We start from the raw sequence: 22,890 nt of genomic DNA, 5'->3' as shown, positions 1-22,890 counted from the left end.
TAAGCATTCTATCACTGCTCGGTCGACGGATTCAATACCAGGTGTTAATATCAGCTTATAAGACCAGGTGCGAAAACATGCGTGCCGCGCGGGACGTGCGCGGCCGGGACGAGGTGACATCATGCCAGAGAGATGGATGAAACGGCGCTATGAAGCGCTGGCCCAGCCAGGGAAGATTGGTTCACTGGAGCTTCCGCACCGCATTCTCATGGGCTCCATGCACATGGGCCTCGAGCACGACGACGACGAGATGATGGCGCGCCTGTGCGCCTTTTACCGCGAGCGCGCGCTGGGCGGCGCGGCGCTCATCATCACGGGCGGCGCGTGCGTGCTGCCGGAGGGCGGCGGCCACATGTTTGTGCTCACGAACCCGCGCCACGTGGAACGGCTGGCGCAACTGCCGAAAGCCGTGCACGAGGTGGGCGGCCGCATCGCGCTTCAGCTCTACCACGCGGGCAGGTATGCGTTTTCGGAGGAGATTGGCCAGCAGGCGGTGGCGCCGAGCCCGCTTCCGTCTCGGCTCACGCGCGAGACGCCCCGCGAGATGACCTTGGAGGACATCCGCCGTACCATCGAGGGCTATGCGAACGCGGCGCGGACCGCGAAGGAGATAGGCTTTGACGCCATCGAGATCATGGGGTCGGAAGGCTATCTCCTCAACCAGTTCTTGTCGCCCCTCACGAACCACCGCAACGACGAGTACGGCGGCGACTTCGAGCGCCGCATGCGGCTGCCCCTCGAAGTGGTGGAGGCGGTGCGCCGCGCCGTGGGGCCTGCGTACCCCATCATCTTCCGCATGTCCGGGCTCGACTGCATGCCTGGCAGCACCACGCCGGAGGAGACCCTCCAATTCGCGCAGGCGCTCGAGCGGGCGGGGGTGGACGCGCTCAACGTCGGCATCGGCTGGCACGAGGCCGCCGTGCCCACGGTGCAGCAGGTGGTCCCGCGTGGCGGTTTCGCCGGCGTCGCCGCGTTTGTGCGCCAGCACGTCACCGTGCCCGTGCTCGCCGCCAATCGCCTGAACGTGCCCGAGGTGGCCAACGAGCTTGTGGCGGACGGCTTCCTCGACTTCATCGCCCCTGCGCGCCCGTGGCTCGCGGACGCCGAGTTCGCGAAGAAGATCCTCGAGGGCGATCGCGACGGCCTGAACGTGTGCATCGCCTGCAACCAGTCCTGCCTGGACCACACGCTCGTGAAGCCGTACCGCGTCGTGAGCTGCCTCGTCAACCCGCGCGCGGGCTACGAGGCGCTCCGCCCGCGCGTCAAGGCGCAGGTCAAGCGGCGCGTGGCGGTGGTCGGCGGCGGGCCCGCCGGGCTTGAGGCGGCGCGCGCGGCCGCGGAGCGCGGGCACGAGGTCACGCTGTTCGAGCGGGACAAGGAGCTCGGCGGGCAGTTCCGCCTCGCCTCGCGCATCCCGGGCAAGGACGAGTTTTTGGAGACCATTCGGTATTATGAGGTCATGCTTGAACGCCTGGGCGTGACTGTTACAATGCAGACAGAGCCGAGCCTGGACCAGCTCGCCGAGTTTGACGACGTGATCGTCGCGGTGGGCGTGAAGCCGAAGGCGCCGGGCATCCCAGGCGAGGATCTGCCGCACGTGGTGTCGTACCAGGATCTGCTCATGGGCCGCGTGCAGCCGGGCCAAAACATCGTCATCCTCGGCGCGGGCGGCATCGGCTGTGACGTCGCCGTGTTCCTCGGCACCAGGCGGCGCATGACGCCCGAGGCGCTGGCGTTCTTCGAGGAGCAGGGGCTCCCTGTGCCAGAGCCCATTGAGCGCACCATCACCATGCTCGCGCGAAGCGACCGCATCGGCCGCGGCATCGGCCGCAGCACGCGCTGGGTGGTTCGCCAGGAGATGGAGCGGCTCGGCGTGAACGTCGTGCCGAACGTGGCGATGCTCGAAATCACGCAAGACGGCGTGCGAATTGCGCGCGAGGGCCACGAGGAAGTGGTCCCCGCGGATCAGGTGGTGCTCTGCACGGGGCAACTGTCCCAGGACACGTCCTGGGCGGAGAAGCTCCCGCCGCGCGTGCGCGTGCACGTGGTCGGCGGCGCGCGGGACAGCCGCGACATCAACGCGGCGCGCGCCATTCGCGAGGCCTGGACGGCCGCGTACGAGATTGGATGAGCCGGGGAGGCGACACGTTTGTTACTGGAAGGAAAGCGGGCATTCATCACCGGATCGAGCCGCGGCATCGGCCGCGCCATCGCCATTCAGATGGCCAAGCACGGCGCGGACGTGGTGGTCCACTACCGGCGTCAGCCGGAGGAGGCCGAGGCCACCGCGCAGGCGATTCGAGACCTCGGCCGCCGGGCGATGGTTGTCAAGGCGGAGCTCGAGATCCAGGACGAGCTGAACCAGGCGTTTGACCAGATTGAGCGAGAGTTCGGCGATCTCGACATCTTCGTCGCGAACGCCGCCGCGTCGGCGTTCAAGCCCATCGAGCAGTTGAAGGACTACCACCTCGACCGGACGTACCGCGTGGTAATTCACAGCACCGTGTTCGCGGCGCAGCGCGTCATCCCCATGATGGAGCGGCGCGGCGGCGGCCGGATCATCACCATGTCGAGCATGGGCAGCACCTTCACGCTGCCCAATTACGCCACGCTCGGCACGGCGAAGGCGGCGCTTGAGGCGCTCACCCGCTACCTCGCGCGCGAGACCGCGCCGAAGAACATCACGGTGAACGCCATCAACCCAGGCGTTGTCGACACGGAGTCCGCCCGCTTCTACGGGGCGGATCACTACGACGCCTACCGCCGCGACGTCGAGGCGCACACGCCGCTCGGCCGCCTCGCGTCGCCAGAAGAGGTGGCCGACGTCGCCGTCTTCCTCGCGAGCGATCTCAGCCGCTTCGTCACCGGCCAGGTCATCTGGGTGGATGGCGGCCTGACGCTTCTCACGGGCGGATTTGAAAGCTTTTGAATCCCTGGAGACTCCATGCGCAAAGGAGATGTGACATGGCAACGTTGAGCAGAGAGGAAATCGAGGCGCGCGTGCGCAAAGTCGTTGCGAACCAGCTGCAGGTGAGCGAGTCCGAGGTGAAGCCGGACAGCCTGTTTGTGGACGATCTCGGCGCGGACTCTCTCGACCTCACCGAGCTCGCCGTCGCGTTTGAGGACGAATTCGACCTCGAGATCCCCGAGGCGGACTTCGGCCAGCTGTCGACGGTGGCGGGCGTGGTGGACTACATCGAGCGCCGCCTGTCCGCGTGACGGCAGCGCGCAAAGCTGAGGCGGCGCAAACTCCCCGAAGTGGAGGCGTGGCGATGTTTGACTTTCCGGGCCGCACGCTGACGGAAGAGCGTGCCAAGCTGTACTTCGAAAAGGGGTATTGGACGAACGAGTCGTTTGTCGACGTCCTGTTCGAGGACGTGAAGAAGTATCCGAACTTTGTCCACCGCGACGAGACGCGCGAGGCGACGTACGAGAAGCTGTGGAGCGAGGTGGAGTCCGTGGCCGCCCACCTCTACCGAATGGGCGTGCGCAAGGGGGACACCGTCGCGCTGCAGCTGCCCAACGTACTCGACTACGTCGTGGCCGTGTTCGCCTGCGCGCGCATCGGCGCGATTGGCGTGTCGCTGCAAATTGATCTCGGCCGCCAGGCCATCATCTCGAGCATGCGCACGTCGCGGGCCAAGGTGTGGATCATCGCGGACTATTTCCGCGGGGAGTCGCTCTTCGAGATGGCCGTGAGCCTGAAGCCGGAGTTGCCGGATCTCACGCACATCGTCGTCCAGGGCGATCCGGAGCGCGCCCCCGAAGGCGCCACGACCTTCGCCAGCCTGCGCGAGGCCGGGGACAAGCTCGGCGAGGCGGAGCTTGAGGCCAACAAGCCCGGCCCGCTCGACGCCTTCCTGATGGTGTTCACTTCGGGCACCACCGGATCGCCGAAGGGCGTGGTGCACCTACACGCGAACTACCTCTGGGCGGCCCGGGCGTACGCGAAAAACTTCGGCTATCAGCCGGGGGAGGCCGTGTTGTGCCTCGCGCCCATCTGCCACCAGACGGGCATGCTCGCGGGCGTCATGATGACCGTCGCGAGTGGCGGGCGGATCATGCTCTTGGATCGGTTCTCCGCCGCGCGCGTGATCGACTGGATTGAAAAATACAAGCCGACGTACCTCGTGGGCGCGCCGCCGCACGTCATCCACGTGGCCAACGCGCCCAACCTGAAGCAGGCGGACACCTCGAGCGTGAAGCTGTTCATCTACGCCGGGGCGCCCGTGCCGAAGGCCGTGCTCGAGCAACTCCAGCGCGACAGCGGCATCAAGGTGGGCTGCATGTTCGGCTGGTCCGAGGGCTTCCTCGCCACCGCCACGCGGCCGGACGATCCGCTCGAGGCGCTCTCCTCCACCGTCGGCTTTGTCATCCCGGGCACGGAGGTCCGGCTGGTGGACGAGGAGGGCCACGACGTCAAGCCGGGTGAGCCCGGGGAGATGTGGGCGCGCGGCCCGAACTTCAGCGCGGGCTACTACCACAACCCGGAGGCCGCGCACCGGCAGTGGGACGAGGAAGGCTGGTTCCACTCGGGGGACATCCTGCGCCAGGACGAGAACGGCCGCTACATCTTCATCGCCCGGGCGGACGACATCATCAACCGGGGCGGCACGAAGATCGACCCGAAGACCGTCGAGGACGCCATCTCGAAGCACGAGGCGGTACAGAACGTCGCCGTGGTCGGCGCGCCGGATCCGACGCTCGGCCAGATGACGGTGGCCTGCGTCATCCTCAAGGAGGGCGCGAAGCCGTTCACGCTGCGCGAACTGCGCGATTTTCTCGCCGAGCAGGGGCTCGCGAAGTTCCAGTTCCCCGACAGGCTGGAATTCATGACCGAGTTCCCGCAGACGCACTCCGGTAAGATCAAGAAGAAGGATCTGCGCGAGCGGTTTCGGCTCGAGGCCGAGGGCCAAGGAGCCCACGCGTGAGGGGTGGGGCGCCCGCCAATAGGCGCGGGTGTCCCACTTGATTCGATGAGTACGGATTGCGCTTGGGAGGATCTTGCATGGACATCTTGAATCCGTCGGCGCGGGACGCCATCGCGCCGTCGTTCCCATCGTATGACGCCGATCTCGTCGCGCGCGCGAACGAGATCCGCAACCGGGTCATTCAGTTTCGCGAGGAGGAAGGCGCCGAGTGGGGCGCGCAAATCGAGCGCGACGAGCGCATTCCCGAGGCGCTCTGGGTGCGCATCCGCGAGCTCGGCTTCCACAAGCTGACGCAGCCCAAGTGGGTCGGCGGCGAGGGGCTTCCGCTCGGCCTCTACTTCCCCATCCTCGAAGAGGTCGCGCACATGCACGGCACCATCCGCATGATGGTGCACGCGTACAACAGCATCTGGCGCACGGTGGGGCAGGGCACGCGCGAGCAACAGGAATACTGGCTGAAGAAGCTCGTGAACGAAGGCGCGCTCGTCGCGTTTGCGCTCACCGAACCCGACAACGGTACGGGCATCGATCTGCGCACCATCGCGACGTATGAGAACGGCAAGTTCGTGCTGAACGGCCGCAAGCACCTCATCACGTTCGCCGAGGAGGCGGCCGTGATCGCCGTCATCGCGAAGATGGAGGGTGGCGCGGGCCGCACGGGGCTCACGGCGTTCCTCGTGCCGCAGGGCCGCAAGGGCATGAAGCTCACGCCCATGCCGCACATGATGGGCGACAAGGGCTGCTCGCACGCCGTGATCGAGTTCGAGAATTGCGAAGTCGGCGAGGACGAGGTGCTCGGCGAAATTGGCGAAGGGTTTGGCGTCGCGGTGCGCGGATTTTTGGACCAGAGCCGCGCGTGCATCGCGCAGAGCGCGGTGGGGCTCGCGCAGGAGGCGCTGGACCGCGCGCTCGATTACGTCCGGCGCCGCACGACGTTCGGCAAGGCGCTCGCGAGCCGGCAGGCCGTGCAGATGCGGCTGGCGGAGATGCAGATTGCGATTCAGGGCGCAAGGCTTCTCTGCCTCGACGCGGCCTACAAGTACGACCAAGGTCGCGACATCTCGCTCGAAGCCGCCATCGCGAAGGCGAACGCCATCCGCATGGTGGGCGAGGTGACGGACGGGGCGCTCTCGCTCTACGGGGGCATCGGCTACGCGGTGACAAGCCCCGTGGAGCGGCTGTACCGCGACGCGAGATCGCTCTGGTTCGAGGAAGGCACGCTTGAGATGCAGAAGATGACCATCGCGGAGGCGCTCTTGGCCGAGGCGCGCCGGCGCGAGCGGGCGCAGAAGAGGGCTGAGTGACATGCGCGCGCTCGTGTTTGATCCGGAAGGCGGCCTGCGCGTCGCGGAGGTGCCGACGCCACAGCCCGGGCCCGGCGAGGTCCTCATCCGCGTCGAGGCGTGCGGCATCTGCGGAAGCGACAGGCAACTGGTCCGCGGCGAGGGCGCGCCGTTTGGGACGTCGTATCCAGTGGTGCTGGGCCACGAGATTGCGGGCCGCGTGGAGGCGCTCGGCGAGGGCGTCTCGGGCCTCGCGCCGGGCGACGCTGTGGTGGTGCACCCATTTGTGCCGTGCGGCCAGTGCGCGGCGTGCGCGAGGGGCGAGGAGCATCTGTGCCCGCACCAGGGGGTGCTCGGCTTCACGCGGCCCGGCGGCGACGCCGAGTACGTGGCGGTGCCGGCGCAAAACGCCATTCGCCGCCCGGACGGGCTCGATCCGGCCGAAGCGGCCATTCTGGTCGACGCGTACGCGACGCCGTACCGGGCCATGGTGTCGGCGGGGGTGGCCGAGGAAGAGGCGGTGCTCGTCATCGGTACGGGCGGGCTGGGGCTCGCGGCGCTGCAAATCGCCAAGGCCCTGGGCGTGCCGCAGGTGGCCGTGTTGAGCCGGCGAGAGGACGCGGGGGCGCTCGCGCTCGTCTCGGGCGCGGACGAGTTCGTTACGCTCGCGGACGATTCGCGCCAGGCCGCGCGCAAGCTGCGGCGCATGGCGAAAGGAGGGGTGGGACTGGCGCTTGACACGTCCGGCTTTGCCGACGGGATAGACTTTGCTCTCGACGTCCTCCGCCCGGGTGGCAAGCTCGTGACCGTGGCGATGCCTTTGGACGAGATCCCCGTGCCGTTCGCGAAGCTCGCGCGCAAAGGCATGTCTATCATGGGCAGCTTTGGCTCGCGACGCGCCGACGTCGAAGAGCTCCTCCGGATGGCTGGGGAGGGGCGCGTTCAGCCCGACGTCGTGGTGGGGCGGCGCGTGTCGCTCGATGAGGCTCCGGACGCTCTGGGTAACCCGTTTTTTGGCCGCGACACGATTGTCTTCCATGCGCCGTGAAGGCAGGGGGGAATGGCATGCCCGTGGATGTCGCCCATGAACTGTTGGCCAAGGGATGCCTGAGCCTGTATCGGGACGTGCGGCTCTGCCTCTCCGAGCGGGCCATGGACCTGCCCGTGCGCGAGACGGCGTCGATGGATCATCTCCACACCTGGTTGCGCCGGCTCGCGGAGGCGGAGGAGGCGCCCATTCAGCTCGCCGGGGTGCGGTACGCCTTGCTGCAGGCCTTCCGGCACTTCAAGCCCTCGCTTGAGCCCGGCGAGCGCCACGCGTGGCTGGATTTCATTCTGCGCGATCCGACCAAGGCCCGCGCGCAGGCGTACGAGCTCTTGCTTGCGCACCCGAACGCGGATCTCCTCACCTCGTATTATTGGCGGCACGATCGGTGGCGAATCGCCTGGTTTGAGCACGGCGGCGAGTGGTGGCAGATGATTTGGCGTCCGGAGTCTGGCGACTGCGCGTTTCGCACGCGGGCGCAGGTTCTCGCCGAGGCCCGGCGCGATGGGGCTCGGTACGATCCGCACTGGCTGCACGAGGAGCGGCTCGCGGTGCAGTTTGAGAACGGCGACGTGATTTATTATCCTTGGCTCGCGGAGGTTCAATGAAAGGGGCGCGATGTCATGCCCAATCGGCCGGACGCCAGGGTCCGCAGGTACCTGTACGCCATCGGCGTGCTCGGCGCGCTCATTGTGATTGCGAGCACGGCGTTTTACAAGACGCACTCCGCGCTCTGGTTCATCGGCTACGTCATTGGGTTCATCTGCATGCTGATGGGCGCGATGGCGGGCTATGCGGCGTTTGAGGAGCGCGTGTCGAAGGATCACCAGGATCCGAAGTGAACCGCGCGGCGCGCTGCGACGGATAAGCCCGCGGCGCCCTGTGGAATCGGCCCGCCGCATGGCGCAAGGAGGTGCGCGGCTGTTTCCAGCAGCTTTCGCTCATGCGCGGAGCCCTCGCCGAGCAGATTAGCGACTGTGAATCTCGCGAGGGAGGGATGGCGCATGCCGAATCCGGACAACCGCGCGGACAACGTGGAGCGCCTGCAGGAGGCCATCCACAACACGATGGAAAACCTGCACGAGGCCGAGGACTTTCTCGCCGCGCACGCCGACGAGATGAACCCGAAGGACGTGCGGAACCTGGTGGCGAAAAACGAGCGCAGGCGCCGGGCCATTGACGGATTTCGCGAGGAGATCCGCGACGAGGCGCATGACGCGCGGGATCGCTTGCAATGAGGGAAGAGGAGCTGCCGAAGTGGCAGCTCCTCTTGTCGTCAGTACGACTTGGCGAACCAAACCGCGTGCGCGGCGGGCTTTCCGCATGTGACGCAGGTCGCCGGGCGGGCCGGCGGATTGAACGGGATGCAGCGGCTGGTGGCCGTGCACGCGTCCTTCACGGCGCGCTCGCACGCGTCGTCGCCGCACCAGCCGGCGAGGACAAACCCGCGCTTCGTCTGGATAATCTCGACGAGCTGATCCAAGGTCTCGGCGACGTGCGAGTTCTCCTCGAGGCGCCGCTTGGCCGCCTGGAACAGGTCGCGCTGGATGTCCGAGAGGAGCGCCTGCACGCGCTCCACGACGGCGTCGAGCGGCACGGTGATCTTTTCCCCGGTGTCGCGGCGGGCGAGGACGGCCTGGGACGCCTCGAGATCCCGCGGGCCGAGCTCGAGCCGGATGGGGACGCCGCGCAGCTCGTACTCGTTGAACTTCCAGCCGGGGCTGACGTCGTCGCGATCGTCCAGGTGGACGCGGATGTCGGCGCGCTTCAGGGCGTCGAACAACTCGCGCGCCTTCGCGACGACGGCTTCGCGCGCCTTCGCCGGGCCGATGGGCACAACGACGACCTGTGTCGGCGCGAGCTTCGGCGGGAGGACGAGGCCGCGATCGTCCCCGTGCACCATGACGATGGCGCCGAGGATGCGCGTGGACATGCCCCACGACGTGGTGTACACGTACTTCAGCTGATTGTCCTTATCCAGGTATTGAATCTCGAAGCTTTTCGCGAAGTTTTGGCCGAGGTAGTGGCTCGTGGCCGTCTGCAGAGCCCGTCCGTCCTTCATGAGCGACTCGATGGTGTAGGTCTCCACCGCGCCTGCGAATTTTTCGCTCGGCGTCTTCTGGCCACGGATGACCGGGATGGCGAGGAACGACTCGACGAAGTCGGCGTAGATGCCGAGCATGCGCATGGTCTCCTCGCGGGCCTCTTCCTCGGTCGCGTGTGCGGTATGGCCCTCCTGCCACAAAAACTCGCTCGTCCGGAGGAACGGCAGCGTGCGCTTCTCCCAACGGACGACGTTCGCCCATTGGTTCAAGAGAAGCGGCAAGTCGCGGTACGACTGAATCCACTGGGCGTACATGTGGCCAAACATCGTCTCGGACGTCGGCCGGACCGCGAGCCGCTCCTCGAGGATGTCGCCGCCCGCTTCCGTCACCCACGGCAATTCAGGGTTGAAGCCCTCCACGTGCTCCTTTTCTTTTTCGAAGAAGCTCTCCGGGATGAAGAGCGGGAAATACGCGTTGCGGTGGCCCGTCCGCTTGAACTCCCGATCCAGCTCGCGCTGGCAGCGCTCCCAAATCTCATACGCGTCCGGGCGAATGACAATGCAGCCGCGCACCGGCGCGTAGTCCATCCATTCCGCCTTTTGGAGCACATCGATGTACCAGCGGGAAAAGTCCTCGGATTGAGGCGTGATTTCCTTCACAAACTGCTTGTCCTGTTTCGCCATACCGTTCCTCCTACGCACTGTCCTCGGTGCCATGTTACGAAGCCAGCGCGGCGCAGTCAACTCGGCCCGGACCTCGCGGCCCGGGCGGCGCCGAAAAGGCGCGCATGATGGAGCCGGATCGAGAGGAATGGGTTCACAGATGTCGAAAATCTTATAGACTCTGCACATGCGAATCGAGAAAGCGAAGAAGTGCCATGCATGCCAATCGTACAGACCGCGACGTCGCGGCTTCCAACATGGAGCCTTGGTTGAAACGGAGATGTTCTGATCCGCAACTGCGGCTCAACGCCATCAGCCCGTATTACACCATGTTTCCTCTCGCGTTCCCGCTTCGCGTTCTGGCGGGCGCGGAGCGCGGATGGGTGCTGGATCCGTTCTGCGGTCGAGGCACGACGAATTTTGCGGCGAGGCTCGTCGGCTTTCCTACGGTCGGTGTGGATATCAATCCCATCGCGGTGGCTATCGCGCAGGCGAAGCTGGCGTCGACCACGGTCCACGGCGTCGTGGCGCGGTGTCAACAGATCGTGGAAAGCGAAGCGCCGGGCGATGTCCCGGACGGCGAATTCTGGCGCTGGTGTTTTCACCAAAAGACGCTCGAAGATGTCTGCCGCCTCCGCCAGGCGCTTTCCGACGTTCAGACGGAGGAGGACATCGTGCTGCGCGCGCTCGTGCTCGGCGTGCTACACGGCCCGCGCAACAAAGGTCTGCCGTCCTATTTGTCCAACCAGATGCCGCGCACCTATGCCACGAAACCCGACGCTGCGGTGCGCTACTGGAAGTCGCGCGAGATCCATCCGGTCTATGTGGACGTACTGGACGTCGTGCGCAGGCGCGCCGAACACGTGTTGTCGCATGTGCCGGACAAAGTGCCCGGCTTCGTCCGGCTGGCGGACAGCCGAACGCTCGCGCCGGACGATTTTGCGATGCGCTTTCGGTACGTCATCACCTCGCCGCCGTATTTCGGCATGAAGACGTACGTCTCGGACCACTGGCTTCGCCACTGGTTTCTCGGCGGCCCGCCCTACGTCGACTACGCGTCGGACCCGCAACTCGGCCGCCCCTCGCTGCCCGCGTTCATCGAGGGCCTGCGCGAGGTCTGGACGCGGGTCAGCCAAGTCTGCGAACCCGGTGCGCTCCTCGTGGTGCGGTTCGGCGCCATACCGAGTTACGAGGTCGACCCCGTCGAAGTCCTGCGCGCGAGTCTGAGCGGCACGCCGTGGAAGGAGCGCCGCCTGTGCGATGCCGGCAGCGCGTCCAACGGGCGAAGGCAGGCGGATCAGTTTCAGTTCGTCCGCAGCCGCTCCACGCTGGAGGTCGATCTGTATGCTTCTCTCGAGGAGGCCTAGGGCATGTTCGATCTCGACGAAGTCGAACAACTGAAAAAGGCTGTGTTTGCGCGAACCCTCGGCGATGCGCGCCAGCTCGAGAAGCTTTGTGAGGACATCCGCCAGCTCAAGCGCGAGGTCCGCCCCATTTACCGGCGCTCCGCGACAACCATTTCGCTGGTGGCGAGCGACGGCGGCGACAGCCAACTGCAGTTCGATCCGTTTTTCCTGCACGTGGTCCGCGTGGTGGACTCCTACGGCAAGCAACTGTGTCTCGACGTGCTGTCCCCCACCACCGGCACGGAGGAGCTGACTCGCGCCCAATTCGCCGCGTCCGGCGAGCCCCAGACGGTCCTCGGCGTCCTGATGCGCGATCTCGGCGTGCGCTCGCTGTGGGAATTGAGCCCCATGATTCCACGCCCGGAAGACATCCAATGGGCGCCCGAGCGCGTGTCGCCGAGCTGGATCCAGGTGTACCGCGATCTCTGCGAATGGGCTGCGCTGTATCACATGATGGTGTACGGGAGGTTCCACGCAGATACCCTCGTGGTGCGCGACGGCTACCTGAGAAGCAAGGTCTTCGCGCGTGATTTGTTCGTCCAGATGTGCCGCCGGATCGAGCAGGCCATGGAGCGGACCTACCGCGAGGATCGCCGCCGCGTGTTTTTGGTCGGGATCGCCAAGCGTTCGAAGGTGCTTCAGCGGTACCACATGGCCATCCTGCTGGAGTCCTTGTTTCCGCCGGGGGAACCTCGCTTTGTCCGCGTGCCGCGGGAGATAGAGGTTTCCGTGTACCGATGGGACGAATACGCGCGAGGCATGGAGGCCGGAAGCGAGCCCGGGGAGGCGCCGAAGTTTGTCGCGGGCGAGATGTACTTTGTGCGGTTCGGGAGCCATCGCGACGATCCCATCTGGGCCGTGGACGTCCTGCCCTCCCACGGGCCGCAGGCGCAAGAAATCATGGGGTATCTCCTGGAAGATGCCATCGCCGGCTTCCCGACGCCGCTCTACCCTCGCTGTCTCCAGCGCGCACACGAGCAGGCGAGAATCGGGGGTCTCGACGCGGAACTGCTCCAGACGTTTCTCGTGGAGGCCATTCGGACGCTGGTGCCGAAAGATTCCGTCGGTATCTTCGACGGCATGCAACTGAGATATGCCCAGACAGAGAGGCGGTTCTCATGAAGCTGTTTGACCGAAATCACGTGGTCGGCATTTTCCGAGGATTCAGCGAAGGCGGACTGGAGTTTCACGCCGATCTCGTCCTGCCCTATCGCAGCGAGTTCCAGCGCACACCGATGCACGGCATGTTTCTCGTCGTGCAGCTGGAGCACGAAGACGAGGCCGTGCTTGGGCGCATCACCTCCATCGCGGCGCAGGGGCGGCTCGTCTCCGACGAAGGCGACGACTACAGCCTGCGGGCGGTGACAGAGGATCGCGCCGTGCCCGAGGATCTGCGCGAGAAGTACCTTCGGTACCGCGTCGACATCCGCGTGCTCGGCGTCGTGCGCGTGTTGGGCGGGCAGCTCGTGTTTGCCCCATCGCATCGCCGCCTGCCACACGTCGGAAGCAAGGTCGCGTTTTTGTCTCCAGAGGTCCTGCGCGACGTGGCGGGGCACCACGTTGAAGGCGCCGAAATCGGCCACCTGGCCCTCGGCGAGTTCGTGTACGCGGAGGGCGATGCTCGGCTCAAGAAGGAACCGTGGATGGTGATCCAAAGCCCGTGCGTCATCCCGAAGTTTCCGGTCTCCAACCTGGTCTCGCGGCGCACCTTCGTCTTTGCGAGAGCCGGCTTCGGCAAGTCGAATCTCATCAAGCTCCTGTTCAGCAACCTGTACGCTGAGACCCCCACGGTCGAGAAGCGCGGCGGACGGCGCGTGCCGGTGGGAAGCGTCATTTTCGATCCCGACGGCGAGTACTTCTTCCCGGACGACAAGAACCGCCCCGGGCTGTGTGACGTACCGGAATTACAGGATAAGATTGTCGTGTTCACCGACCGCCAGGCGCCGAGCCCGTTTTACGCCGCGTTCATCGCCTCCGGCATCAAGCTCGACATTCGCCAACTGAGGCCCGCCGAGGTGTTGTCCATCGCCCTGTCCCCCGAGCGTCAGGATCAACAGAACGTCCGCAAACTGAAAATGTTGACGCAGTCCGCGTGGCGAGACCTTGTGGACGAGATCTACGCCAAGGGCCACGACGCAGACGACGAAAAGTTGAAGCATCTTCTGCAGCTGCGGGAGAACCAGGAGGCCGAACTCAACGCGGCCCGCGCCAACATGGTGCAGGTCGTGCAAATGCTGCACGATCCCTCCAGTGCGTTCTTAGAGATGCTGCTCCACGCCCTGCATCAGGGCAAGCTTTGCGTCGTCGACGTGTCGCAGGTCCGCGGCTCGCAGGCCCTGGTGCTCTCCGGGATTGTCCTGCAGCGCATCTTCGAGCACAATCAACGGCACTTCACCGAGAAGGATCCCAAGACCATCCCCACCATCGCGGTGGTCGAAGAGGCCCAATCCGTCCTCGGCGCCTCGTCGTACACGTCAGGCGAAGGTCCGTACATCGCCTGGGTGAAAGAGGGGCGGAAGTACGATCTCGGCGCGATCCTCATCACTCAGCAGCCGGGGAGCATTTCCAACGAAATCCTCAGCCAGGGGGACAACTGGTTCATCTTTCACTTGCTGTCCGAAGGGGATCTCCGCGCCGTGCAGCGCGCCAATGCGCACTTCAGCGCGGACATCCTGAGTTCGCTGCTGAACGAGCCCATTCAGGGCCAGGGGGTCTTCTGGAGCAGCGCAGGCGGCAAACCGTACCCGATTCCCATCCGGGTGCTTTCGTTTGAGCAATTGCACAAGGTGGCCGATCCGACGTATGACCGCGAACCCGTGCCCACTTTTGCCGACCGGCTGCGACAACTCGCTAGTCTGAAGAAGCAGGAGAAACGAGGCCATCGTGAATCTGCGGAGGCCGAGGCGAGCCGGGTGAGAGAGGTGCGCGAAACCGAGTACGAGGCGAGACCGCGTGTCGACAGGCAGGATGCGCTCGTTCGACACGTGAGCGCCGAACTCGAAAGCGACGAAGCGTTCATGGATAAGATGAGAAGAAGCGGAGACACGTGGATCAACGTGCAGAACCGCATCGAACAGCTGCTTCCCGATCTCATGGTGGACGCGGCGGATCAGGCGCATCGACTGCTGCCGCTCGTGATGAACGAACTGTTTGGGAAAAACGGCTGGAACACCGTAAACCGGCCGCAGAGAAAAAATCCAGAGCGAAGTGTCAAATGGATTGTCCTCGCCGAGCCAGGGGACGAATAGACGCGCGTGTCGCGCACCGTGGTCTCTGCATGACGCGATTGCCGAGGGCCCCTTTCTAGTTCGTCGCCCTGGCGGCGGGGTCAATCGTTGTTGTTTCGGTCGTCCGTCGGTGCGGGCTTGCGCTTTGCCTCTCGGCCCTCCTTCGCGCCCTCTTCCTTTTTCTCGTTTCCGTTCTTCGGACCGGACGCGCCCGCTTCGTAGGCCTGTTCTCGCTCGCGAAGCAGGGCGGCGATGACCTCGAGCAGTCGCGCGGGGTGGGACAGGGCGTCGGCCTCCGCCAGCCGCCGCGCCATCTCGAGATACGGCGTCGAGGGCCCTTGGTACTCCACGTTCGCGCCCTGCGGAGCGCCCGGCCGCTTGTCCTCCTCTTCCACCAGCGAATCGACGGGCACGCCGTACACGCGTGCGATGCGAGCCACGATGTGAAAGGACGGATTGCGGCGCGTCCCGTTTTCGATGGCGCTAAGGTGGCTCACCGAAAGCCCGGCGGCGGTCGCAACCTGTGCCAACGTCAACCCGCGCTCCTCGCGCAGGCGGCGGAGGCGCTGTCCAAGGCTCATGGGCCAAGCTCCCTTCCGCGGTGTCCACAACTGTGTGACCTTTACACAAATGTAGACAAAACGGCGCGCCAGATCAATCACGTGCCGTGTGAATCGCTGTGCAAGGGTACGACGTACAGGCGGACGGGCTCACCGGAGGCAAAGGCACGCTGCTTGACGTAGTCCCGCCACGGGCCGGCGCTCGGATCTGCCGCTTCGTACGCCACGGCGTTGGGAAACGCTTTGAGAAACGCGCGGGCCGCCCGCTCGTTGGACACCGGGATGCAGGCAGCCAGCCACTGCGCGCCGAAGCGCGCCGCCTCTTCGGCGGACCACCGCTTGAGCTGTCGGTTGACGCCTGTTCCGCGGTGCGTCGGCGCGACGAACGTGCCCACCTCCATCGCGCGCCCGAGCGCCGGGTGATGGTCTACGGCGAGCGTCAGCGCCGCGTATCCCACCGGTTCGCTGCCCTCTTTCGCGACGGCCACCGCGGCATCGCCGAGCCAGGCTCCCACCTGCCAGGTCTGGACGAGGCGGTTCCACGCACTGCGCGCGCGGGCGTCCGTCGGCCAGCCGGGATCGCCAGCCCACCGCAGGTAGAGGGGTTCAAGGGCTTCCCAGTCGTTCACAGACAGGCGGCACGCCTCACGGCCTCCCGTGTTCACGCGGATCTCCTTCTTCCATCGTAAAATCCCACTACCGCCCAGCCACAAATTCTGATATGATTTTCTCAATCGCAGAAATGTAACGGAGTGGTTCGCGTGGCGGAACTTGCCCAACGCTTACGATACTATCGCAAATTGCGCGGCTTGTCAGTACGGGAGTTGGCGGAGCGGGCTGGCGTGAGCGTGAGCTACATTTATGCCATCGAGTCGGGCGCGCGGGGCAGCAACGCGGCGAAGCTCGGGCTCATCGCAGAGGCGCTCGGCGTCAGTCTGAGCGACCTGTGGGGCGATGCGCGCACGGACAAAGGCGATATCCCGCGCCATCCCGGCGGAGAAAACGCCTGATCCGCTGCGGCCCACAGGCGTTCCTCGTTGGTGTATGCTACGAGCAGGAGGCGCGCCGAAGCCCGCATACGCGGGAAGCGGTTTGGCGCCACGTTCGAGGAGAAACGGGGGATGGGTGTGGAGACCGAAGCCGAACGCGGCTACCAGGATGCCATCCGGCACGTGACGAGGGCGCTCGAGCACCGGCGGCACAAGCTGGAGGAGAGCGATCCCGACGAATTTGCGGGTGGGGCGGAGGAACGCCGGGCGCGCATGGACGAGATCGATCATCTCCTCGAGGTCATTCGGACGCTGAAGCGCTGAGCAGCGGTTCAGAGACGGGAAGGGACGAAGGCGGCGGGCCGTCCGCCCGGCCGATTCCCGCGCCCGGATTCGGCAGGGTCCACCGCCGTGTCCGCGCACCTCATGTGCGCTCCTGCGGTTCGCCTTGCCGAGCGTACGGCGACGACGCCCGATGCTCTTCGAAGAAAGGGGCGAGGCGCGTCAGGTCCGGTTCTTGAAGCGTCTCTTCGATGAGCGGAAAGATGACCTGTTCCTCAAGATGGACGTGCGCCCGTAGGATGGTGCCCAATTCCACCAGCACGGATGCGTCGCCGTCTTCGAGCGCGCGGCTCACCAGGCTCCGGATCTTGACGTGATCGAGAAGCATCTGCGCGATCTCGCCGCGATCGAGCGAACCATATTTGGCGTAGGCGGGAAGCAGGACCTCTTCCTCTTCCCGGAAGTGCGCTTGTCCTCCGTGTTCCCAGAACTGGCGAAGCTCGCGAAGGAGCAACTCGATAGGCTGTTCCCGGCGGGTGAGGTGCATGGCGACGACGAGCGCGTAGTGGTGATGGCGAGACAGCGGCTGCAGCGCCTCGTGGCGGCGTTTTCCCATGTTCAGTCCTCCCTTGTGTGGCTTCCGGGCTTCCGTTATTCCGACATTTCATTCATCGGATAAGGATCCGTCATGCCCGCATACTGGACGATGACGTCCATGCCGGATGCGGCGTGTTCGAGATCGTGACAGTGGAACATCCAAAGTCCGGGGTTGTCGGCGCGAATCGCGATATCGTACGACTCGCCGGGAAAGACGTTCAGCGTGTCGAGGAAGATGGGGCTCCCTTGGACCGGCCGTCCATCCCGGGTCAGCACCTGAAAGTCGTGACCATGCAGGTGCATCGGGTGAATGTAGGGGCTGTCGTTCACGATGTGCACGAGCACCGCGTCGCCTTTGTGCACGATGATAGGCGGGATGTTTGGAAACACGCGCCCGTTGATGGCGTAGACCATGCCGGTCTGCGACATGCCGACCGTGAGTTTCATGTTGTACCGGACCTGATACGCCTGATGGAGGCGGAAGACGGTCTCGCCGGGAAGACGGCCGCGGCCGTAGTCGGTGAAGTCGAACCAGGGCTCATGCTCCAGTTCGGCCTCGGGAACGGGGCGGAACGCGGACCATGCCCTGGGCTCGCCGATGGCCGCACGCAGTTCCTGGCGCGCGGTGGCGTCGGGATCGGCACATACGAGGTACGCGGCGCCGGACGGTGGAACGCGGAATTCCACGTCGTAGCGCTCGGCCGCGCCGATGGGGAGCAGGACGCCTTTCAGCCAGCCGGGGTTGGCGATGTCGTGCCCATCGAGCGCCACGACGCGAAAGGGCGCGCCGATGAGGGTCAACAGGTGCGTCATGTTGCCGCTGTTCACGATGCGGAGGCGGACGAGATCGCCCGGTTTGGCGGGCAAGACGGTGGTGCCGTCCGCGTTCTGATTGACGGTGAAGGTGCCGTACATGCCCGCCATTTCGTCGAGGGCTGCGTAGTCGTCGGTTGTCGGCGCGAAGCTGCCCGTGCGGAGGGGAGGCCCTGGTAGCACGTGCAGCATGGAGGTGCTCGCCTGGTTCCCTGCGGCAGATTCCATCATGCCCATGTCGCCCATCGAGCCCGCACCGCTCATCATGCCCTGGCTCATCATGCCACCGGCGGAGCCCGCATCCCGCGCGCCGGAGGCGAGGTTCGCCATCATGGCCTTGGCGGTGGACGCGTTCGACCATTCGTGCAGGACCAGCGTGTAGTCTCGCTGAGCCGGATACAGCGGGTGCTTGGGCAGGACGACGATGGCGCCGTAGAGTCCCAGTCCCACCTCTTCGAAACTGTCGTCGTGCGAATGGTACCAGTACGTTCCGGGCTCGGTCGCCACAAACTCGTACGTGTACGAACCTCCTGGCGGGATGGGGTTCTGCGTGACACCCGGCACGCCGTCTTCGGCGGCTGGGACCGGGATGCCGTGCCAATGCACCGTCAAAGGCACCGACAGGCGATTGTGCACTGTGACCTCCACCACGTCGCCTTGGTGCGTCATGAGCAGCGGGCCAGGCGCCGTGCCGTTGAAGGTCATCGCCCGCAGGGTTTCGCCACCGAACGTCAGGGTCCGGTACTCGGCGGTCAGCGTGAAGTGGTCGACCCGCGCGCCTTGGGGAACCCGCGGCTCAAACGCGCTGACCGGCGTATACGTTCCGCCGGGCCCGGGCACGCGGGCGAGCGGGGCATCGATGGCCTGGGTCGCCGTCCCGCGATGTGCTTCGTAAACGCCCACCGCGCCGACCGCCACCGCCAGCGCCGCCGCTCCTGCAGCAATGCTGAGCTTCGCTCTGCGCCGCACCTTCGCACCTCCTGTCTTCCCTTTCTCGTCTGCCGTCGTGCGTCATCTTAAGCCCAGGTCTGGCGCGGATCAACGCGTAGGGGTCGAGGGCGGCTGGTTCATGGCGACGAATTCGCCGATTTGTAAAGCTTGATCTCTCTCTCTATCTATCTGTCCCTGGTTGCGTGGCCATCGGCGGAACCTCGACCGCTTCCGGACGACCAATGCTCCAAACGTCCTCCGCTCCAGGCGGGCGGTGGGATGCGCGGAACATCGACCCGTGCTACCATGGACATAATAGTCGGTCCTTCGGAAAGGCGGATGAAACGAATGCGCACGCGCAGTGTTTTGGCTGTGGTTGCGGCGGCGATGGTTTGTGCGGGGTGCGGGACCACATCCCAGCCTTCGAAACCACAGGCTCCGCTCGTCACCTGGAACGCCGCGCATCGCCTGGTCGAGTGGACGGTGATTGCTGGCGACGGCGGTGAAAACGGCGGCATGAATTTCGACGGCTACGCGAACGGCGAGATGACGCTCGTGGTGCCTGTGGGCTGGCGCGTCCAGATTCACTTCCGAAATGCGAGTTTCACGCCCCACAGCGCCATGGTGGTCCCTGAGGGCGATTACGACCGCGGCAGCTTCGACTCGAGCCTGCTCGCTTTTCCGGGCGCCGAAACCCCGAATCCATCCGAGGGAAGCCCGAAGGGCGCGGCGGAAAACGTGGAGTTCACCGCTTCTCGGGCGGGGAACTTCGCGCTCGTGTGTGCCGTTCCGGGGCATGCGCTCGCGGGCATGTGGGACAAGCTCGTGGTCTCGAGCCAGGCCAAAAAACCCTCGCTGCTCGTGAACCATTCGTCCTGAGCGCTTTGGCGGCGCCGGGACGTGCGGTGGGCGTGCGGTGGGCGTGCTCGGCGGTGAACATTCATCGCCGCGATGGAGGAGACCGCTGCCCCCTGGGAATCCGTCCGGCCGCGCCCACACCTAGTCATGAAAGCGCCATTTTGCTACACTGACTTTGGTACGTCACAGCAGTGAAGGATGAAGCACATGGCGCTCGAGAGGCTGAACGAATCCGAGGTGCGCGAACTGTTCCGCGCCATCCTGGCGCTTCAGAACGAGGACGAGTGTTACCGCTTTTTCGAGGATCTGTGCACGGTGGGAGAAGTGGAGTCGCTGGCGCAGCGATTTGCCGTGGCGCGGATGCTTCGCGAGGGCGCCACGTATCACGCCATCGAAGAGGCGACGGGTGCGAGCACCGCGACCATCAGCCGCGTCAAGCGCTGTTTGCATTACGGAGCGGACGGATATCGCATCATCTTGGATCGGCTGTATGGAAAGCCCGCCGAGAGCGGGAAATCGTAACGGTGTGTTAGCTCCACTTGCATAAAGACCAGTGTTTGGTGCAAACTGGTTCTCGCAGGCGATGAGCTGCGGCAGACACCCGCGTAGGCGCGGAGTGTTTGTCGCAGTTTGTTCATTTGACAAGTGGACAATGGTCTAGTAAGCTCATTACGCGTGGATAAATTGTCTGTGTTATGGTGATAATTTGAACATCAGAGACAATTCTGCGAATGCGGAGTGCGTGGGAGATCCCGCCGCCCTCGTGGCCTGGCGGTCAGGGAAGGTACAAAACGCCGGCGGATGCCGGAGGAAGGACAAGGTGACGAGATCGTGAGTTTGTTGGAACAGGTACAAGAACTTGGACAACTGTTGCACCGCTCGAACGAGCAGGTGGAATTTCAAGAAGTCGCGGAATTTTTGAGCCGCCTCATGCAGTCGAACGTGTACATCGTGGGGCGCAAGGGCAAGATCCTCGGCTATGGCGTGGCGGAGCATGAGCTGACCGAGGAGTGGCTGAACATCATGACGCGGGAACAGCGGTTCCCGGGCGACTTCAACAAACACCTGCTGCGCATCGAGCAGACGATTGCCAATCTGACGGACGAGCAGAAGAAGCCGCTCTACGTGTTCTCCCCTGAGGAGAACGAGTCGTTCCGCTCCAAGCACCTGATGATCACGCCCATCATCGGGGCGCGCGAGCGCCAGGGCACGCTGCTGTTCGCGAGGTCCCAGCGGCCGTTCAACGAGGACGACCAGATCCTGGCCGAGTACGCGGCGACAGTCGTGGCGCTCGAGATTGTGCACTCCCGGCAACAGCAGAAGGAAGAGGAGAGCCGGCAGCGCGCGCTCGCCCATCTGGCGGTGGAATCGCTCAGCTTCTCCGAGCTGCAGGCCGCCAAGTACCTGCTGGACGCGGTTCGCAACTCGCCGGAGGGCATTGTGGTGAGCAGCCAGATTGCGGATCAGCACGGCGTGACGCGCTCGGTGATTGTCAACAGTATTCGGAAGCTGGAGAGCGCGGGCACCATCGAAAGCCGCTCGCTCGGCATGAAGGGCACGCACCTCCGCATCCTGAATCCTTACGTGGAAGAGGAGATCAACCGCCAATTCGAGCGATGAGGCGGATGAGATCAGGCGGCCGAGTCCCCGCGGCGGGATCGACCGCCTGTTTGCGTGTGCCGATTCAGCGACCGCGCATGGCCGCGGGCAGTTGATGGTAGTAGTACGTCAGTGTCCGCAGGCCCTTGTCGAAGTTGTCGAGCGAGAAGTGCTCGTTGGGCGCGTGGAAGTTCTCGTCGTTCAGGCTGAAGCCCATCATGACGATGGGGATGTGCAGGAGCGTCGAGAACGTCTCCACCACGGGGATGGACCCGCCCATGCGCGTGAACACGGCCTTTTGGCCGTACGCGTGCTCGTAGGCGGAAGCGGCGAGCTGAAGCGCCGGGTGATCGTAGGGCGCGACGTACGGCTTGCCTCCGTCCTGGCGCACGAACGTGACGCGCGCACCCTTCGGCGCATGCGCTTGCACGTGCCGTTCAATGAGGTCCAGGATCTCCTGCGGATCTTGATCCGGCACGAGCCTGCAGGTAATCTTCGCGTGCGCCTCGCAGGGGATGACGGTCTTCGTGCCTTCGCCCTGGAAGCCGCCCCAGATGCCGTTCACTTCGAGCGTCGGCCGCGCGCACATCCGCTCGAGCGCGGTGTATCCGGGCTCGCCCCAGAGATCCGCGAGCTGCAGGGAGCGCTTGAGTGCCTCTTCGTCGTGCCCCAGCTTGGCGAACTCCTCCCGTTCGGCTTCGGTGAGCGGGCGGACGCGATCGTAAAATCCCTCGACGGCCACGCTGCCGTCCGGCCGGTGGAAGCTCGCGACAATCTCGGCCACGGTCCGGGCGGCATTCGGCACGGCGCCGCCGTAGAGACCCGAGTGGAGGTCGGATGCAGCCGTGCGGACGTCAATTTGCGCCGCGGCAAGGCCGCGCAGGCCGTACACGACGGCGGGCTGGTTGGGTCCAACCAGCGTGGTGTCGGAGATGAGGACGAGATCCGCCCGAAACTGGTCCCGCGTCCGCTCGAGGAAGCTGTGCAGGTGGGCGGAACCCACCTCCTCCTCGCCCTCGATGCAGAACTTCACGTTCACGGGCAGGCGTCCGTGCACCTTCAGCATGGCGGAGAGGACGGCGATGTGCAGAAACGTGGGACCCTTGTCGTCGCTCGCGCCCCGCGCGTACAGCTTGTTGCCGCGCACGGTCGGCGTGAACGGCGGCGATTCCCACAGCTCGACGGGATCGACCGGCTGCACGTCGTAGTGCCCGTAGACGAGCACGGTGGGCTGGCCGTCCGCGTGGAGCCAGTCGGCGTATACGAGCGGGTGGCCGCCTGTCTCCATGAGTTGCACGTGTTCGAAGCCGGTGGACTTCAGCCGCCCGGCAATCCACTCCGCCGCGCGCCTGACGTCGCCGCGGTGTTCGCTCAGGGCGCTCACGCTCGGGATGGACAGGAGTTCCTTCAGTTCCTCGAGCAGCGCGTCGCGCTCCCGCTCCAGGTAGCTCTCGACCTCGCGAATGGCATCCAACGTGTCACGACTCCTCTCTCTATCGTGCGTTCCAGTTCGAGCATAGCGTAATCTGCGGCCGATGGGAACAAAATGGGGTCGGGGACGGCGGTCGCGCGGATCGCCCAATTCCTATTATGTCTTACGGTATACAGAGTTTTTTGCGATCCGCCACAGGTGTATACTGTCTTTCGAAGCGCGACTGCCGCT

23 protein-coding genes are annotated in these 22,890 nt (G+C 65.1%); 17 read left to right on the top strand and 6 right to left on the bottom strand.

Annotated features, from left to right (window positions below; genetic code table 11):
• Window positions 1-121 precede the first annotated feature (121 nt).
• The 9 genes from TC41_RS12380 to tlp all read left to right on the top strand — a co-directional run bounded on the left by TC41_RS12380 (window position 122) and on the right by tlp (window position 8,497).
• A complete protein-coding gene (locus TC41_RS12380; protein WP_014465411.1) occupies window positions 122-2,131 on the top strand; it encodes an FAD-dependent oxidoreductase in 2,010 nt (669 codons plus the stop codon).
• Window positions 2,132-2,149: 18 nt separating this feature from the next.
• Window positions 2,150-2,929, top strand: a complete 780-nt coding sequence (locus TC41_RS12375; RefSeq protein WP_014465410.1) for an SDR family NAD(P)-dependent oxidoreductase — start codon at window positions 2,150-2,152, stop codon at window positions 2,927-2,929.
• Between the two features lie 35 nt (window positions 2,930-2,964).
• Entirely contained in the window at window positions 2,965-3,219 is a 255-nt protein-coding gene (gene acpP / locus TC41_RS12370) for an acyl carrier protein (RefSeq protein ID WP_014465409.1), read from the top strand.
• A gap of 53 nt (window positions 3,220-3,272) precedes the next feature.
• On the top strand, window positions 3,273-4,931 hold the full coding sequence (locus TC41_RS12365; RefSeq protein WP_041695434.1) for a class I adenylate-forming enzyme family protein: 1,659 nt from the start codon (window positions 3,273-3,275) through the stop codon (window positions 4,929-4,931).
• A gap of 77 nt (window positions 4,932-5,008) precedes the next feature.
• The gene (locus TC41_RS12360) at window positions 5,009-6,235 is read left to right on the top strand and encodes an acyl-CoA dehydrogenase family protein (RefSeq protein WP_014465407.1); all 1,227 of its coding nucleotides are present in this window, start codon (window positions 5,009-5,011) and stop codon (window positions 6,233-6,235) included.
• Between the two features lies 1 nt (window position 6,236).
• Window positions 6,237-7,262 carry an alcohol dehydrogenase catalytic domain-containing protein gene (locus TC41_RS12355; RefSeq protein WP_014465406.1) on the top strand — a complete coding sequence of 342 codons (1,026 nt, stop codon included), beginning with the start codon at window positions 6,237-6,239 and terminating at the stop codon, window positions 7,260-7,262.
• Between the two features lie 17 nt (window positions 7,263-7,279).
• Complete coding sequence (locus TC41_RS12350) at window positions 7,280-7,867, top strand: hypothetical protein (protein WP_014465405.1); 588 nt, start codon at window positions 7,280-7,282, stop codon at window positions 7,865-7,867.
• Window positions 7,868-7,882: 15 nt separating this feature from the next.
• On the top strand, window positions 7,883-8,101 hold the full coding sequence (locus TC41_RS12345) for a hypothetical protein (RefSeq protein ID WP_014465404.1): 219 nt from the start codon (window positions 7,883-7,885) through the stop codon (window positions 8,099-8,101).
• 162 nt (window positions 8,102-8,263) lie between these two features.
• On the top strand, window positions 8,264-8,497 hold the full coding sequence (gene tlp / locus TC41_RS12340) for a small acid-soluble spore protein Tlp (RefSeq protein ID WP_012811641.1): 234 nt from the start codon (window positions 8,264-8,266) through the stop codon (window positions 8,495-8,497).
• 38 nt (window positions 8,498-8,535) lie between these two features.
• Here tlp and proS read toward each other — a convergent pair whose 3' ends face one another.
• Entirely contained in the window at window positions 8,536-9,987 is a 1,452-nt protein-coding gene (gene proS / locus TC41_RS12335; RefSeq protein WP_014465402.1) for a proline--tRNA ligase, read from the bottom strand.
• Between the two features lie 194 nt (window positions 9,988-10,181).
• Between proS and TC41_RS12330 the strand changes: the two genes are divergently transcribed.
• Genes TC41_RS12330 through TC41_RS12320 form a run of 3 tightly spaced genes read left to right on the top strand, consistent with a single transcriptional unit; the run spans window position 10,182 to window position 14,620 of the window.
• Complete coding sequence (locus TC41_RS12330; protein ID WP_014465401.1) at window positions 10,182-11,333, top strand: DNA modification methylase; 1,152 nt, start codon at window positions 10,182-10,184, stop codon at window positions 11,331-11,333.
• A 3-nt stretch (window positions 11,334-11,336) separates the two neighbouring features.
• Window positions 11,337-12,494 (top strand): hypothetical protein, encoded by a 1,158-nt coding sequence (locus tag TC41_RS12325; RefSeq protein WP_014465400.1) that lies wholly within the window; start codon window positions 11,337-11,339, stop codon window positions 12,492-12,494.
• Window positions 12,491-14,620 (top strand): ATP-binding protein, encoded by a 2,130-nt coding sequence (locus TC41_RS12320; RefSeq protein WP_014465399.1) that lies wholly within the window; start codon window positions 12,491-12,493, stop codon window positions 14,618-14,620. Before TC41_RS12325 ends, TC41_RS12320 begins: the two co-directional genes overlap by 4 nt.
• Window positions 14,621-14,700: 80 nt before the next feature.
• Here the strand turns inward: TC41_RS12320 and TC41_RS12315 are convergent, their stop codons facing one another.
• Window positions 14,701-15,180 carry a helix-turn-helix domain-containing protein gene (locus tag TC41_RS12315; protein WP_014465398.1) on the bottom strand — a complete coding sequence of 160 codons (480 nt, stop codon included), beginning with the start codon at window positions 15,178-15,180 and terminating at the stop codon, window positions 14,701-14,703.
• Between the two features lie 77 nt (window positions 15,181-15,257).
• Window positions 15,258-15,824: a GNAT family N-acetyltransferase gene (locus TC41_RS12310; RefSeq protein WP_041695433.1), complete on the bottom strand. Its 567-nt coding sequence runs from the start codon at window positions 15,822-15,824 to the stop codon at window positions 15,258-15,260.
• An 87-nt stretch (window positions 15,825-15,911) separates the two neighbouring features.
• Here TC41_RS12310 and TC41_RS12305 point away from each other — a divergent pair, with 87 nt between their 5' ends.
• Together TC41_RS12305 and TC41_RS12300 are read left to right on the top strand one after the other, a co-directional pair.
• Window positions 15,912-16,169, top strand: coding sequence for a helix-turn-helix domain-containing protein (locus TC41_RS12305; RefSeq protein WP_014465396.1), 258 nt, complete (start codon window positions 15,912-15,914; stop codon window positions 16,167-16,169).
• A gap of 111 nt (window positions 16,170-16,280) precedes the next feature.
• On the top strand, window positions 16,281-16,472 hold the full coding sequence (locus TC41_RS12300) for a hypothetical protein (RefSeq protein ID WP_014465395.1): 192 nt from the start codon (window positions 16,281-16,283) through the stop codon (window positions 16,470-16,472).
• Between the two features lie 100 nt (window positions 16,473-16,572).
• On the opposite strand, the gene TC41_RS12295 is transcribed toward TC41_RS12300, so the two are convergent.
• Together TC41_RS12295 and TC41_RS12290 are read right to left on the bottom strand one after the other, a co-directional pair.
• The gene (locus tag TC41_RS12295) at window positions 16,573-17,046 is read right to left on the bottom strand and encodes a hemerythrin domain-containing protein (protein ID WP_014465394.1); all 474 of its coding nucleotides are present in this window, start codon (window positions 17,044-17,046) and stop codon (window positions 16,573-16,575) included.
• Between the two features lie 35 nt (window positions 17,047-17,081).
• On the bottom strand, window positions 17,082-18,809 hold the full coding sequence (locus tag TC41_RS12290) for a multicopper oxidase family protein (RefSeq protein ID WP_014465393.1): 1,728 nt from the start codon (window positions 18,807-18,809) through the stop codon (window positions 17,082-17,084).
• A gap of 309 nt (window positions 18,810-19,118) precedes the next feature.
• Between TC41_RS12290 and TC41_RS12285 the strand changes: the two genes are divergently transcribed.
• The 3 genes from TC41_RS12285 (at window position 19,119) to codY (ending at window position 21,248) form a co-directional block, all read left to right on the top strand.
• Complete coding sequence (locus TC41_RS12285; RefSeq protein ID WP_148260207.1) at window positions 19,119-19,649, top strand: sulfocyanin-like copper-binding protein; 531 nt, start codon at window positions 19,119-19,121, stop codon at window positions 19,647-19,649.
• Window positions 19,650-19,835: 186 nt separating this feature from the next.
• Window positions 19,836-20,150, top strand: coding sequence for a YerC/YecD family TrpR-related protein (locus TC41_RS12280; RefSeq protein WP_041695432.1), 315 nt, complete (start codon window positions 19,836-19,838; stop codon window positions 20,148-20,150).
• A gap of 309 nt (window positions 20,151-20,459) precedes the next feature.
• Entirely contained in the window at window positions 20,460-21,248 is a 789-nt protein-coding gene (codY, locus tag TC41_RS12275) for a GTP-sensing pleiotropic transcriptional regulator CodY (RefSeq protein ID WP_041695913.1), read from the top strand.
• A gap of 64 nt (window positions 21,249-21,312) precedes the next feature.
• Here codY and TC41_RS12270 read toward each other — a convergent pair whose 3' ends face one another.
• Window positions 21,313-22,701, bottom strand: coding sequence for a dipeptidase (locus tag TC41_RS12270; protein ID WP_014465389.1), 1,389 nt, complete (start codon window positions 22,699-22,701; stop codon window positions 21,313-21,315).
• Between the last annotated feature and the right edge of the window lie 189 nt (window positions 22,702-22,890).

This window comes from Alicyclobacillus acidocaldarius subsp. acidocaldarius Tc-4-1, from assembly GCF_000219875.1.
Classification (GTDB): Bacteria; Bacillota; Bacilli; order Alicyclobacillales; family Alicyclobacillaceae; genus Alicyclobacillus; species Alicyclobacillus acidocaldarius_A.
Note: the sequence above shows the minus strand (reverse complement) of the source record. Positions and strands in the feature narration are given on the sequence as shown.